Origin of the sequence: Micromonospora sp. CPCC 205539 (assembly GCF_036906815.1) — a bacterium.
Classification (GTDB): Bacteria; Actinomycetota; Actinomycetes; order Mycobacteriales; family Micromonosporaceae; genus Micromonospora.
In genome coordinates this window covers 1-13,690 of record NZ_JBAKHW010000002.1, presented here as the reverse complement: position 1 = coordinate 13,690, position 13,690 = coordinate 1, and the positions used below count along the sequence as shown (strand labels likewise).

Below are 13,690 nucleotides of genomic sequence, written 5' to 3'. Positions count from 1 at the left end.
AGGATCGAGCACGATCATGCGGATGATCGCTCACCGGGTGGTGACCTCTGGGGCGGTATGGTGAGGGTTCTGTTGTCGGTGATGGTTCGGGCGCGCCGCCAAGCGCTCTTCTCATGATCTTTCTTTTGTCCGGCGGAGTCGCCGGGGCGGCGTGAGTGCCGCCATCCGGGTCCGGCCGCCGCGCGAGTTGCGTGCCGCCCGCCGACCACGGGCCCACCGCTGCTGGGGTCACCTGATCGCCGCACCGCTCTGGCCGATGCACGGTGCGAACCTTGGCACCCTGCTGCGGACCTGCGACGCCGTCGGCGCCTGTCTCGCCGTGCCGCCCTTCCGCTGGGTGGACGAGGCCGTGGCCCGAGGCAACACGCTGCGCCGGCCCAGCTGCGTCCACCGGGTGGCCGATCCATCGCGCTGGCTGGCCGCCGAACGGGCCGCCGGCACCCGGATCCTCGGGGTGGAGTTGGCCGACGAGGCCGTCCGGCTGGGTGACCTGCCCGCCGCTCGTGGACGCACGGTGGTGCTGCTCGGGCATGAGGCGACCGGGATCCCGCCCGAGGCGCTCGACCACCTCGACGCGGCCGTGGAGATCCCCATGGTCGGGCACGGCCACAGTCTGAACGTCGCCGTCGCCGGCTCCCTGGTCCTCTACAAGCTCGCCGGACTGCTCTGACCCGCTCGAGCCCTCGTCGACCTTGCACTTTCTGCCTGGACAAGGCACGCGAAAGGCACAACCCAACGCCCGAAAGTGCAAGATCGACGCACGGGGCGCGGGGGCGGGGCGCGGGGCGCGGGCGTGGGGCGCGGGGCGCGGGCGTGGGGCGCGGGGCGCGGGCGTGGGGCGCGGGCGGGTCAGGCCACGTTGATGGGGCGGAACTGGACGCTCACCCGAGGGCCCACCGGGCGGGTGGTCTTGGGGATGGCGTGCTCCCAGGTGCGTTGGCAGGAGCCGCCCATGACGATCAGGTCGCCGTGGCCCACCGGGAAGCGCAGGCTGTCACCGCCGCCGCGCGGGCGCAGCAGCAGTGGGCGGGGCGAGCCGAAGGACAGGATCGCCACGACGGTGTCGCTGTGCGCGGAGCGGCCGATGGTGTCGCCGTGCCAGGCCACGCTGTCTCGCCCGGAGCGGTAGAGGCACATGCCGGCGGTGACGAACGGCTCGCCCAGCTCGGGGGCGTAGTGCCGGGTCAGCGCCGTCCGTGCCGCGGTCAGCACCGGGTGCGGCAGGGGCCGGTCGCCGTCGTACCAGCAGAGCAGGCGGGGCACGTCGACCTCGCTGTCGTACATCGTGCGTCGTTCGGCCCGCCAGGGCACGTCGTTGAGCAGGGTGTCGAGGACCGCGTCGGAGCCGTGCACCCAGCCGGGGAGATGGTCGACCCACGCGCCCCGAGTGAGCTGGTGCCGGCGTAGCTGACCGGGCAGTGGCCCCAGTGTCGGCCCCGCGTCGGTGAGGTCGAGCATCGACGGCTGGTAGGCGGCCTGCGTCATGGTGCCACCCTAGCAGGGCGTTCGTACACCCGTACCAATGACGGTGTCGAGCACCGCGTCCACCACCCGCGCCCGGCCGCGCCCGTCGACGGTGGCCCAGGCCCGCGCTGCCAGCGCCGCACGTCGCTCCGGTGAGCTGAGCAGCCCGTGCAGGGTCCGCGCCGCCGTCGCGCGGGCGGCCCGGCCGGCGACCCCGGCGCCGGTCAGCTCGGGCAGCTCGCCGAGGCCGGCGGCCAGGCCGTGCCGCACCACCCGGGCGTACGACTCACGTTGATTGTCCACCACGCAGACCAGCGCGGCGGGTGCGCCGAGGCAGCACAGCTCCCAGGTGGACGTGCCGGCGGCGCTCACCACCAGGTCGGCTTCGCCGATCAGCGTGGGCAGCTCACCGGTAGGCGGGACCGGGCGGACGATCTGCCCCCGCCCGGGGACGATCTCGTCGAGTTCCGCCTCGATCTCGGGGCGGCCGACGACGACCGTGAGGTCCATCGGGTGGCCGGTGGCCAGCAGCACCCGGGTCAGCACCGGTGCCGCGCCGACCGCGTCGGTGCCGCCGAAGAAGGCCAGTACGCGGGGGCGGCCGACGGCCGTGGCGGGGCGGGGCGCCGGCGGTCGGGCGGTCACCACCGAGTCACGGAGCAGGGCGTACGTGCTCCCGGCGAGCAGCCGTCCGGGCAGCACCGGGGCCTCCGCGCCGAAGTTCTGGTCGACGTAGAAGTCCGCGTCCTGCCCTCGGCTGTCGCCGTCGATCACGGCGATGGTGCGGATGCCGGCGGCGCGCAGGGCGCCCGCTCCGGCCGGGTCCAGCTCGTAGGAGTCGAGGACGAACACGTCCAGCTCGTGCCGGCGGGCCGTCTCGACCAACTCGGCCGGCGAGTCCGGGCCCGGGTGCAGCGGGATGCCCCGCGCGGCGAGCTCCGCCGTGGCCCAGCCGACCCGTTCGACCGCGCCGAACACCGCGACGTGGGCGCCTCGAGCCAGGAACTCCTCGGCGAGGGCCAGGCAGCGGACCAGGTGGCCGACGCCGCGCTGCGGCCCGGCGTCGCAGCGCAGTCCGACCCGTACCGTGCTCAGGACTCCTCCAGCCGCTTCTGCCGTACGTCGGCGTTGAGCGTACGGAGGTGGGGTTGCCCGTCCAGCCAGTCGGCGAGTTTGGCCAGCGGCACGCTGACGTCGCCGAAGTGGTCGGCGATCGCGCGGACCAGCGCCCAGTCCTGCTCGGTGTCGAGGGTCAACCGTAGCGCCGAGCGGTCCGGGGTGAGCGTCACCCCGAGCACCCGGAACAGCTCCGGATGGCTGTACGCGTACGAGGTCACGTGCACCCGGTGGTGCCCGGTGGCGAGCCGGTCGAGGGTACGCAGGGCCTCGGCGCGGATGATCTCGACGTCCAGCCCGCGTGGCAGGGTGCGGGCGATCGACGTGCTGGCGTAGTCGAGCCCGGGCACCGCGCGGTAGACGGACGCGACCAGCGTGATGATCTCCGGGTCGAGCAGCGGGCAGTCGGCGGTGAACCGCATGACCGCGTCGCCCGGGTGCGCGGCGAGGGCGCCGACGAAGCGGTCCAGCACGTCGTCGACCGGCCCGCGGTGGCAGGGCACGCCCAGCCGTTCGGCCTCGGCCACCACCGCGTCGTCGACCGCGTCGGTGCTGGTGGCGACCACGAGGTCGGCGAGGACGCCGCTGTCCTGGGCGGCGCGTACCACCCGGCCCAGCACGGACCGACCGGCGAGGGGACGCAGCACCTTGCCGGGCAGCCGGGACGAACCCATCCGGGCCTGCACGATGCCGACGATCCGTGGCGCGGGAGTGTCGGTCACTGCTGCTCCTCCTGCTTCGGGGCGAGCGCCGTGATGGCCCGGCGCTTGGCGGCACGCGCGCCCCGCTTCGCGAGCCGCGCCGGAGTGATGGCGAGCCGACCGACCCGGTAACTGAGCGAGCCACTGAGCAGGCCGATCGTCGTCTCGGCGCGGCGTAGCGCCCGTTCCCGCGACGTGAGCAGCTCCTCGGTCCACCTGGTCAACGCGGCGAGCCGGGTGATCTCCTCGCGCTGGCGCAGCCAGGCTTCCCGGAGCTGCTGGTAGCTGCGGACACCGGCCGGCGGGTTGGTCGGTTCGACGGCGTGCAGCTCGGTGGCGAGGGTGACCCGGCCGTCGGTGTCCAGCCCGTGCAGCGCGGCGGCGATCGCCGCTTCGGCCTCCACCGCCCCGGCCACGGTCTCCCGGTCCAGGTCGTGACCGGCGAGTCCGCCGAGCACCACGGTCAGACCCGCCACGTCGAGGGTCGACGCCCACGGGTGGGCGTACCCGCCGGTGAGCAGGCCCGCGGCGAAGCGCCACAGCCCGCGGGCCAGCACCACGTCGCCGGGCAGCGCGGCGGTGGCCCGCCAGCTCGGGTCGAGCACGGCGTAACTGCCGTCGGCGAGGACCACGTTGTCGGTGCTGGCCAGCGCCACCGCGCCGGCGATCCGGCCGTCGTCCCCGGCGTGGTCGGCGAGCCAGCCCGCGTACCCCTGCAGGAGCGTGCGCAGCGTCGCCAGGTCGCGGCGCAGCGCCGCGTCGAGCAGCAGCGTCCGCAGCAGCCGTCCGGACGGCACCGGCCCGCTCAGTGCACCCGCGTCCCGGTACGCTGCCTCGCGGCTGGCGAACGGCGCGGCGGTCGGCACGCTCGCCCCGGTCGACGCGGTGACTCCCCACCGCCAGCCGGACGGGCCGTCGAGCACCTCCAGCACGCCGATCCCCGGTCGCCCGTTCTGCACCAACGCGATCGGGAGGTCATCCTCGGCTGCCGACGTGGCCGAGGCCACGGGTCGGTGCGCGAGCATCAGCCAGCCCGGCGCGAGGTCGGCGGCGCGCCCGGCGTGCAGCGCGTCCACGGCCAGCCGGGCCGGGTCCTGGAGCACCGGTTCGGTGGTGAAGCCTCCGGCGCAGGCGCCGTGCAGCACCGCGTCGAACAGGCCGGAGCCGGCGTCGCGGTCGAGCTGGTCGGCGTCGAGCAGGGCCGTCGCCGTGCCCACCTCGGGGTACGCGGCCCAGCAGGTGGCCGGTCGCAGGCCGACGCCGGTGAGCCGTTCGCGCAGCTGGTCGCGGTTCGCCGGGTGGGCCCGGTCCAGCACACCGCCGACGGCCCAGGCGGAGTCGTCCCGGCCGGCGTACCAGGGGGTGCTGGAGACCAGCCGGTGCAGGCCGAGCGGGTTGTCCAGGCGCAGCAGCAGCGCGCCGCCGGGGCGGAGCGCGGCGACCAGTCGTGCCAGCACACCGTCCCAGCCGAGCCGGGTGCCCTCCACCGACTCCACCGGGTCCAGCCCGGCGCCGGCGATCACCACGTCGTACGTCTCGTCGTCGGGCAGCCCGGCGGGGCCACCCACCACGACCCGGGCGGCCCGCTGGGACAGCGCCACCGCGTCCGGGTGACTGCGCAGCAGGCAGGTCACCTCGGCGTGGGCGAGTCGGTCGAGGAGCGCCGGGTCGTGTGGCCCGGCGAGCAGCACCCGGGCTCCGGCCGGCACGATCCGGGCGGCCAACGCGGCGAGAGGCCCACCTTCGGCCAGCCGCTGCTGCGGCAGGTCGGACCAGGCCAGCATCTCGCCGCCCGGCAGGGTGATCCGGCCGGCGGGTGCCGTCTCAGTCGTCAAGGTCTTCCTCTTCCTCCTGGAGGTTCGCCCAACCGAGCAGCTCGCGCAGCTCGGCCGGCGAGCAGCGCTCGTCGGTGCCCAGTTCGGCGCGGGCGATCCCGACCGCGGTGGGCAGGTCCACCGTGGTGCCGTGCAGCTCCGGCCACTGCCGCCGGATACGGGCGGTCCCGCCGAAGGTCGGGTCCTCGTTGGAGAGGATCATCGGGTCGCCGTACACCGCTGGTTCGCAGCCGGCCGCGATGCCGTAGAAGATCGCGCTGGTCAGCCGGTTGGATGCTACCCGGCGGTGCCGGCGCAGCTCGGTGAGCTGTTTGTCGAGGAACTCCGGGTCGGTGTCCTTCCACCAGTGTCCCCGGTAGCCGTGGCAGATCACCCGGAAGCCGGCGCGCTCGTAGAGCCGCCGGACGTTGCGCATCCGGTACTCGTGCCAGTAGAGGCAGACCGTGACCGGGCCGGGCTCGGTGTCCTGGATGAGTCTGATCAGCTTCCGGTGGTCGCCCTTGACATGCTGGCCCTCCCAGCCGTGGAACGGGTACCAGATGGTGCCCTCCCGCTCCTCGACCGGCGGGTCCTCGGGCCGCATGGCCAGCAGGTAGGCGAACGGTGCGCCGATCACGACCACGTTGCGCCGTCCCACCGACCAGGCCCGGCGGCGGGTCTGCTCGGACCAGAGCAGGCTGGGGGTGAACTCGGCGTACGGGTGCCCGGGGGCGAGGCCGTCGCCGATGTTCCAGCCGTGCTGCACGTACCCGTTGATCCGGGGTGGGTGCCCGTCGCCGAGGCCGGCGTAGCGGGCCAGCACGTGGGCGTGACCGTAGAAGTGGTTGGCGTGGTGCATCAGGTTCCCATCAGGCGGCGGAACGCACCGAGCCGGCCCGCAGGGCCGCGGCCAACGCGTCGATGACGCGGTCCTGGTCGGCGTCGCTGAGTCCCGGGTAGAGCGGCAGCGACAGCTGCTGAGCGTAGAACGACTCGGCCACCGGGCACGACCCGCGTCGGTAGCCCAGGTCGGCGAAGGCCGGGTGCCAGTGCGCGGGGATGTAGTTGACCTGGACGCCGATGCCGGTGGCACGCATCCGGTCGTACACCTCGCGGCGTCGACCGTCGAGCACCCGGATCGGGTAGAGGTGCCAGGCCGGGTCGGCCCACGACTTGCGGGTGGGCGTCAGTACGCCGTCCAGGTCGGCGAGGGCCTCGTTGTAGCGGGCGACCAGCGCGCTCCGGCGGGCGACGAAGTCGCCGAGTCGACGGAGCTGGCTGCGGCCCAGGGCGCAGAGCACGTCCGGCAGCCGATAGTTCAGCCCGAACTCGTGCACCTCGTGGTACCAGCCGCCCTCGTCGGGAAAGCGCAGTTCGTCGCGATCGCGGACCACGCCGACGCTGCGGAACCGGCGGGCCCGTTCCAGGATTTGCGGGTCCAGTGCGGCGACGGCGCCACCCTCGGCCGTGGTCAGGTTCTTCGTGGGAAAGAACGAGAACGTGGTCAAATCGGCCAGTGAGCCGACCGGCCGGCCGTGGTACGTGCCGCCGATCGAGTGCGCCGCGTCGGCCAGCAGCAGCGCGTCGCTGCCCGCGATCGAGGTGCGCAGCGCGTCGTAGTCGGCCGGGTGGCCGGCGTAGTCGACCGCGGCCACCACCTTGGTACGCGAGGTGACCGCCGCGGCGGCGGCCGCCGGGTCGAGGCAGAAGGTCTCGTCCTCGACGTCGGCGAACACGATCTTCGCGCCGAGGGCGACCGCGCTGCTGGCGGTCGCCACGAACGTCATCGGCGGTACGACCACCTCGTCACCCGGGCCCACCCCGGCAGCCGCGTACGCCACGTGCAGCGCCGCGGTGCCGTTGGAGACGGTGGTGACGCCGACCCCGCCGGTCCACGTGGCGAGGTCGGCCTCGAAGGCGTCCACCTGGGGACCGGTGGTGAGCCAGTCGCCGCGCATCGTCTCGACCACGGCGGCGACGTCCTCGTCGGTGACGGACTGCCGCCCGTACGGGAGCATCGCGGTCACGCGACGGTGATGCCGAGCATCTCGCGCAGCTGCTCCACGCTGAGCCACTCGTCGTTGGTGTCCGACTGGTACGCGAAGCCGTCCGGCACCGGGTCGCAGCCGACCGGCGGCTGGTAGCCCCAGGTGGCGATGGTCGGCTGGACGATGAACCGGTCGTTGGCGCGCAGCGTCCGTCGGCTGTCGTCCGGCGCGATCATCTCCTCGTGCAGCTTCTCGCCCGGCCGGATCCCCATCTCGTGCGTGGGGGCATCGGGGGCGACCGCCTCGACCAGGTCGAGGATGCGCATGCTCGGGATGCGCGGCACGAACAGCTCGCCGCCCTGCATCTGGTCGAACGAGTCCATGACGAACTGCACGGCCTGGTCCAACGTGATCCAGAACCGGGTCATCCGCTTGTCGGTGATCGGCAGGCTCTTGCCCTCGGCGGCCAGCCGGCGGAACAACGGGACCACCGAGCCGCGGCTGCCCACCACGTTGCCGTAGCGGACCACGGAGAAACGGGTGGGGTGCTGCGCGGCGTAGTGGTTGGCCGAGACGAACAGCTTGTCGCCGACCAGCTTGGTCGCGCCGTACAGGTTGATCGGGCTGGACGCCTTGTCCGTGGAGAGCGCGATGACCTTCTTGACGCCGGCCTCGATCGCGGCGTCGACCACGTGCTGGGAGCCCGTGATGTTGGTGGCGATGTACTCGGAGGGGTTGTACTCGGCGGTGTCCACCTGCTTGAGGGCGGCGGCGTGCACCACGTGGTCCACGCCGTGCATCGCCCGGGTGAGACGGTGCCGGTCGCGGATGTCACCGATGAACCAGCGCAGGCGCGGGTCGTCGCCGAGTTGCTGGCGCAGCTCGTACTGCTTGAGCTCGTCGCGGGAGAACACCACCACCCGGGCGGGGTCGGCCTCGGTGAGGACGTGCTTGAGGAAGGTCCTGCCGAAGGAACCCGTTCCCCCGGTGATCAGAATGGACGATCCATTCAACTCACTCAATTTGGTGCTCCCGTGTTCGTGGATGACTGGGCGGCCCTCGGCCGGCCGACCGGGGTGAGACGCTAATCCCGGCGGGTTAACGGGTCGGCGCTCCCGGGTTAACCACACCCGCTGCTCCTGTGAATGGCGGGCACCGGCCAGGCAAACACTTCTGCCCGCGCGAGAAGCGGGCTGACCAGGGCGGGAACGGCCGTTACAGTAGCCGCGCGCGAGCGATCCGGCAGCCCTGTGGGCCGCCGAGCCGCGCTCCCCGACACCCGCACCGCCTGGTGCGACCGGGAAATCCCGAACGCGTCTCCGACCGGATCGCCGCGCGCCGGCCTCCGCCGGCGGCCCGGTCCGGCCGGCAGATCAGGAGGCGGCGATGACATCCGGCAGCGACGTGATGGAGCGCCCGGCGGCCCCGGCCGCGTCGCCGACCGGCGTACGCGGACGACGCTGGCTGGTGCCGCTGTTGCTGGTGCTCGGCTGGGTGGCCGGCGTGGCCTGGCGCATGTGGCTGTCCCGGCACATCGTGCTGCCGATCGCGCACACCGACGAGGACAGCTACCTGAACACGGCACGGGCGCTGGTCGGCGGCCCGGGCGGGTTCAGCACCGAGAACGACCTGCTGCGCCGGGTCGGCTACCCGATGCTGATCTCCCCGGCGTTCCTCGGCGACCGGGACTTCGGCGACAGCTACCGGCTGGTCCAGCTGATCAACGCGATGGTGAACTCGACGCTGCTGCCGCTGGCGTACCTGCTCGCCCGGCGGCTGCTCCGACTGCCCCGCTCGTACGCCCTGCTCGGGGCGCTGGTGGCGGCGACCCTGCCGGCGACCGTCTTCTACGCCGGCGTCGCCATGATCGACACGGTGATGGCGCCGCTGGTGCTCGCCTGGCTGCTCGCCGTGCACCGCTGGATCGAGCGGCCGGGCCCGCTCGCCGCGGCCACCGCCGGGCTGCTGGTCGGCGCGTTCCACCTGCTGCACTCCCGGGGCATGGTGATCGTCGCCGTGCATGTCGGGCTGGTCCTGCTGCTGCTGATGCGTCGGCGGATCACCCCGGCCGGAGTGCTCGCCGCGCTGCTGCCGGTGCTCGCCCTGGCGCTGGTCAACCAGGCCGGAATCCACCTGCTCGGCGACAAGGTCTACCTGCTGGGCAACACACCGGGGGGTAGCACGGTCCGCGCCGTGGCGTCCGGCCCGGGCGTGATCCGCGTCGGCGCGGCGGTCGCCACCCAACTCTGGTACCTGGTCGTGGTCACCTTCGGGTTGGCCGGCATCGCCTGGGCGGCCGCCGTTCGCGAACTGTGGCGGCCGCAGCGGGGCGACGCCACCCGCTGGACGATGGGCGTCGCGCTGGTCGTCAGCGTCGGGGTGGCCAGCGGGTCGTCGCTGATCCTGGCCGGCATCACCCAGAAGCCGCTGGACGCGATCTACGCACGCTACGTGCAGATGTTGGTGCCGTTCTGGCTGCTCGTGGGGCTCGGGGTGCTGTTCACCTCCGGGTACCGGGTGCTGCTGCGCCGCGCGGCGGTCGCGGTCGCCCTGCTGGTCGCCGGCGGCGCGTTGATCGCGGTCCGGCTCGCCTACGTGGCCAGCCGAGGTCACGAGCTGCGGTACGGCGCCCTCGGCGCGCCCGACCTGGTGGCGCTGACCGCTGGTTGGCAGCACATGCGGCCGGTGGTCGGCTCACTGATCGGCATCGCCGGGTGTGCGCTGCTCGTCGCCATGGTCCGGGTGCCCCGGCTGCGACTCCCGCTGCTCGGCGCCCTGGTCGTGGTCAACCTCGTCACCATGCAGGTGATCGAACAGCGGGTGGTGCGGCCGATGGTGCAGGTCTACACGCCGACTCCCCTGGTGGCGGCCGTCGGGGTGCGCCCCGGCGAGCGGGTGTTCGCCTCCACCGGCGTGTTCTACGTCCTGCGGTTCAACCTCAGCCACCAGGTGACCTGGGCCGACGTGCGCTGGTTCCGCGACCAGCCGCCGGCCGCCGCGCAGGTGGTGTTCACCCGCTGGGCGCCCGGCGACCCCAGCGACTGGGACGGCGAGCGCTACGGCTTCGTGCGGCTGGGCGGCAACCCGAAGCAGCACTGGGCGGCCTGGCGACGGGTCTGACCCATTCTCCGTGAACGGCGGATGACGACCGGGTTAATGGTGTCGGGACAGCGGGAAATCAGCGATCCTAATCAGCGCTGGCGCCGGTTCGCCTGGTCCAGCGAAATCGGGATGACGGTGATTTCCCGGCCGTCCGACAACTCCTGTCGCGGGGTGCCCTCGACGAATCGGAAACGCCGGTTCATCTGCCGTACGACGGTGTTGTGCGCGAGCACCTCCCCGTCGAGTCGAGCCAGGTGCAGCCCGTCGAACGCGTACTCGACGGCCTCCCGCATGACCCCCAGCCAGGCGGGCAGGGTCTCATCGCGTTCGGCCAGCCCGTCGGCGTCCAGATAGAAGCCCCAGGCACCGCTGCGCGGGCCGTCCAGCCGCAGGTCGAAGAAGGTGACCACCCCACAGGGCCGGTCGTCGCGGACGTACACCAGCACCCGCCGGGACGGGTCGTCGCGGACCGCCGCCCACCACCGCGCGTGTTCGTCGGCGGTGATTTCGTGACTGGTCTTGCTGACCTCACGGTTGGTTTCCTGATTACGCCAGGACAACATCAGGTTAACGTCGTCCGCCGTCGCTTCGCGCAACACGTGCCTCTCGCTTTCCGTCCCAGTTCACGTCCGGTTCCGGCACCCTACCCGGCCCTACCGGGAAAGCAGATATCCATTCGCTGGGTTGTACACTCCGGCACATGAACGAATTGAGTCGCGCGCAGATCCGCGACCTCATGGCTCAGGTGTTGAAGAACCAGGACAAGGTGCTGCCCGCCGACGACGCGGCGCAGCTCCGGGAGATCGGCTTCCGCTCACTGGACTTCTCCGAGCTGGCCCTGCGGGTCGAGGACGAGACGGGGGAGGAGCTCAACTTCGACGCTCCCGGCCTGCGGCGCATCGCCACCGTCGGCGACGTCCTCGACTTCCTCGTCGAGCTCCAGCAGCAGTGACCGTCGCGACAGCCGGGCAACCGTCGCCCGCCGTGCGCCCGGAACCGGCCGGCGTCGACAACCGACTCGTCGTCGGCGGTGCGGTGCGGACCTGGCGGACGCTGCCGCAGCCGGCGCTGCCCGACCCGGCGGCGGTGCTCGCGCACTCCGCCGGGCACGCACTCGCCGCCGCGCGGCAGCACGCCGTGCACGGCACCGAGCTGCTGCTCAGCACCGCGAGCCGGGTCGACGCGGCGATGCGTACCGAGCTGCTGGAGGCCGGGTTCACCGTGGCCGTCCTCGACGACGAGGGCGTCCAGCCGACCGCACCGCCCCGGCCGCGCGCCGCCGAGCCCGGCCGGCTCTGGCTGCTGACCTCCGGCTCGACCGGGCGACCCAAGCGGGTCGGGCACACCCTCGACACCCTGACCACCGTCCGGGCCGACCAGCCCGACCGGACCTGGCTCTGCCCCTACGCCCCCGGCACGTACGCCTGGTGGCAGGTGGTCACCCTGTCGCTGACCCAGCCCGGTCAGCATCTCGTGGTGGTCGAGCCCGACGAGCTGGACGAGTGGCCGGCGATCGCCGCCGAGCACGGGGTCGACGCCGCCTCCGGCACGCCGACGTTCTGGCGCCGCACTCTCTACCGGGACGCCGCCGCGCTGGCCCGGGTGCCGTTGCGCCAGATCACCCTCGGCGGGGAGCCGGTGGACCAGGCGATCCTGGATCAGCTGCGGGAGGTCTTTCCCGCCGCCCGGATCTCCTGGATCTACGCGTCCTCCGAGGTGGGCGCCTCCATCGTGGTGCACGACGGGCGGGCCGGGTTCCCGGTCGCCTGGCTGGACCGGGAGACCCCCGATCGCCCGACCCTCTCGGTACGCGACGACGAGCTGGTGATCACCTCCCCGTACCACGGGGCTGGGCTGGCCGGCCCGGTCCGCACCGGGGACCGGGTGCAGGTGATCGACGACCGGGTGCTGATCACCGGCCGGCTCGACTCCGACGAGATCAACGTGGGCGGCAGCAAGGTCTCCGCCGGCCTGGTCCGCGGTGTGCTGACCGGTCACCCCGGGGTGGCGTGGGCCCGGGTCACCGGCCGACGCGCTCCGGTGCTGGGTCGGATGGTGGTCGCCGAGGTGGTCCTCGTCCCGGCCGATCCGTCCGCCGATCCGTCCGCCGATCCGTCCGCCGGGCTGGACGAGGCCGCGCTGGTGCGCTGGTGTGCCGACCGGCTGCCCGAGCACGCGGTGCCACGCCGGATCCGTGTGCTGACCGAGATTCCCGTCAAGGAGACCCTGAAGAGCGATGTCTGACCTCGCCGACACCCAGCTCGTCCCGCCCAGCTCCGTGGTCCTCGTCTCCGGCGGTTCCCGGGGGCTGGGCCTGGCCATCGTCACCGACCTGCTCGATCAGGGCGTACGGGTGGCCGCGTTCGCCCGCACCGTCACCCCCGAGTTGGAGAAGCTCGCCGCCGAGCACCCGGACCGGGTGCACGTCGGCTCGGTGGACGTCACCGACCTGCGGGCCGCCCAGGCGTTCGTTCGCGAGGTGGAGCAGCGCCTCGGCCCGATCGACGGGATCGTCAACAACGCGGCGGTCGGGCAGGACTCCCTGCACGTGCACACCGCCACCGACGACATCGCCCGGATCATCGAGACCAACCTGACCGCGCCGTTGCAGCTCACCCGGCTGGTGGTCCGGCGGATGCTCGGCAAGGGCCTGCGCGGGCGGATCGTCAACATCACCTCGATCTGCGCGCAGCGCGGCTTCCCGGGCCTGGTCGCGTACTCGGCCACCAAGGGCGGGATGGACGCCGCCACCCGCTCGCTCGCCCGCGAGTTGGGCGGCCGGATGCTGGTCAACGCGGTCGCCCCCGGCTTCTTCGCCTCGGAGATGTCCGCGGTGCTCGGCCCGACCCAGCTGGACCAGATCGTGCGGCGTACGCCGACCGGTCACCTCACCGAGCCGGTGGAGGTCGTGCCGGTGGTCCGGATGCTGCTGCGGGACCACACCAACATCAACGGCCAGGTCATCGTGGTGGACGGTGCGGCCTCCATCTGACCTGCGGCCGGTGCCCGGGCTGGTCACCGCCAGCCCGGCCGCGCCGCCGCGTGCGGGTGCCGGCGGGACGCGCCCGGTGCCGGGGCTGCTCGCCGCCGCCGAACGGCACCTGCGGATCGGTACGCCCGCCGACGTGGCCGACGCGGTCACCCGCAGCCACCTCGACGACGGACGCTGCGTCGGCTGGTACGGCCCGCCGGCGCCCGGCTGGCGGGTGGCCATCGACGCGGAGCGCGCCGACGCACCGGTGCCGCCGACCCTGGCCCGGCGCTTCGGCGCGGGCGACTTCTGGGCTCGCTGGACCCGGGCCGAGTGCTGCTGCAAGCTGGCCGACGTGCCGATCGCGACCTGGTGGCGCTGGCACGGGCTGGGCACTCCGGCGGACGGCACCGCGCTCTGGCGCACCCTGCGCACGGCCGACCTGGTGGTGACGGTCGGCTTCGCCCCCCCCCCCACCCCCACCCCCGCCCCCACCCCCCACCCCCGCCGCCACGACCCCCCCCCCCCCCCCCC

At 73.2% G+C, this 13,690-nt stretch carries 14 protein-coding genes; 6 read left to right on the top strand and 8 right to left on the bottom strand.

The genetic code is table 11. The features are described 5' to 3' along the window. The first annotated feature begins 151 nt into the window (after positions 1–151). Positions 152–670 carry a TrmH family RNA methyltransferase gene (locus V6V47_RS02290; RefSeq protein WP_334626255.1) on the top strand — a complete coding sequence of 173 codons (519 nt, stop codon included), beginning with the start codon at positions 152–154 and terminating at the stop codon, positions 668–670. Positions 671–849: 179 nt separating this feature from the next. On the opposite strand, the gene V6V47_RS02285 is transcribed toward V6V47_RS02290, so the two are convergent. Genes V6V47_RS02285 through pseB form a run of 7 tightly spaced genes read right to left on the bottom strand, consistent with a single transcriptional unit; the run spans position 850 to position 8,105 of the window. After that, positions 850–1,485, bottom strand: a complete 636-nt coding sequence (locus V6V47_RS02285; protein WP_334626254.1) for an alpha-ketoglutarate-dependent dioxygenase AlkB — start codon at positions 1,483–1,485, stop codon at positions 850–852. A gap of 9 nt (positions 1,486–1,494) precedes the next feature. Continuing rightward, positions 1,495–2,559: a PseG/SpsG family protein gene (locus tag V6V47_RS02280; protein WP_334626506.1), complete on the bottom strand. Its 1,065-nt coding sequence runs from the start codon at positions 2,557–2,559 to the stop codon at positions 1,495–1,497. After that, the gene (locus V6V47_RS02275) at positions 2,556–3,302 is read right to left on the bottom strand and encodes a glycosyltransferase family protein (protein WP_334626253.1); all 747 of its coding nucleotides are present in this window, start codon (positions 3,300–3,302) and stop codon (positions 2,556–2,558) included. The genes V6V47_RS02280 and V6V47_RS02275 overlap by 4 nt, the downstream gene beginning before the upstream one ends. Beyond that, positions 3,299–5,116, bottom strand: a complete 1,818-nt coding sequence (locus V6V47_RS02270) for a class I SAM-dependent methyltransferase (protein ID WP_334626252.1) — start codon at positions 5,114–5,116, stop codon at positions 3,299–3,301. The genes V6V47_RS02275 and V6V47_RS02270 overlap by 4 nt, the downstream gene beginning before the upstream one ends. Beyond that, positions 5,106–5,954, bottom strand: coding sequence for a hypothetical protein (locus V6V47_RS02265; protein ID WP_334626251.1), 849 nt, complete (start codon positions 5,952–5,954; stop codon positions 5,106–5,108). The genes V6V47_RS02270 and V6V47_RS02265 overlap by 11 nt, the downstream gene beginning before the upstream one ends. A 10-nt stretch (positions 5,955–5,964) precedes the next feature. Next, positions 5,965–7,122 carry a DegT/DnrJ/EryC1/StrS family aminotransferase gene (locus tag V6V47_RS02260; RefSeq protein WP_334626250.1) on the bottom strand — a complete coding sequence of 386 codons (1,158 nt, stop codon included), beginning with the start codon at positions 7,120–7,122 and terminating at the stop codon, positions 5,965–5,967. Continuing rightward, entirely contained in the window at positions 7,119–8,105 is a 987-nt protein-coding gene (pseB, locus tag V6V47_RS02255) for a UDP-N-acetylglucosamine 4,6-dehydratase (inverting) (RefSeq protein WP_334626249.1), read from the bottom strand. Before pseB ends, V6V47_RS02260 begins: the two co-directional genes overlap by 4 nt. Before the next feature lie 364 nt (positions 8,106–8,469). Here pseB and V6V47_RS02250 point away from each other — a divergent pair, with 364 nt between their 5' ends. After that, the gene (locus tag V6V47_RS02250; protein WP_334626248.1) at positions 8,470–10,203 is read left to right on the top strand and encodes a hypothetical protein; all 1,734 of its coding nucleotides are present in this window, start codon (positions 8,470–8,472) and stop codon (positions 10,201–10,203) included. A 71-nt stretch (positions 10,204–10,274) separates the two neighbouring features. Here the strand turns inward: V6V47_RS02250 and V6V47_RS02245 are convergent, their stop codons facing one another. Next, a complete protein-coding gene (locus V6V47_RS02245; protein WP_334626247.1) occupies positions 10,275–10,784 on the bottom strand; it encodes a GNAT family N-acetyltransferase in 510 nt (169 codons plus the stop codon). A 101-nt stretch (positions 10,785–10,885) separates the two neighbouring features. Here V6V47_RS02245 and V6V47_RS02240 point away from each other — a divergent pair, with 101 nt between their 5' ends. The 4 genes from V6V47_RS02240 to V6V47_RS02225 form a co-directional block, all read left to right on the top strand. After that, positions 10,886–11,137, top strand: a complete 252-nt coding sequence (locus V6V47_RS02240; RefSeq protein ID WP_334626246.1) for an acyl carrier protein — start codon at positions 10,886–10,888, stop codon at positions 11,135–11,137. Between the two features lie 32 nt (positions 11,138–11,169). After that, entirely contained in the window at positions 11,170–12,429 is a 1,260-nt protein-coding gene (locus V6V47_RS02235; RefSeq protein WP_334626245.1) for an AMP-binding protein, read from the top strand. Further along, positions 12,422–13,177: an SDR family NAD(P)-dependent oxidoreductase gene (locus V6V47_RS02230; protein WP_334626244.1), complete on the top strand. Its 756-nt coding sequence runs from the start codon at positions 12,422–12,424 to the stop codon at positions 13,175–13,177. The genes V6V47_RS02235 and V6V47_RS02230 overlap by 8 nt, the downstream gene beginning before the upstream one ends. After that, positions 13,161–13,690: hypothetical protein (locus V6V47_RS02225; protein ID WP_334626243.1), on the top strand; the 530-nt coding region annotated here is incomplete at its 3' end. The genes V6V47_RS02230 and V6V47_RS02225, both read left to right, overlap by 17 nt.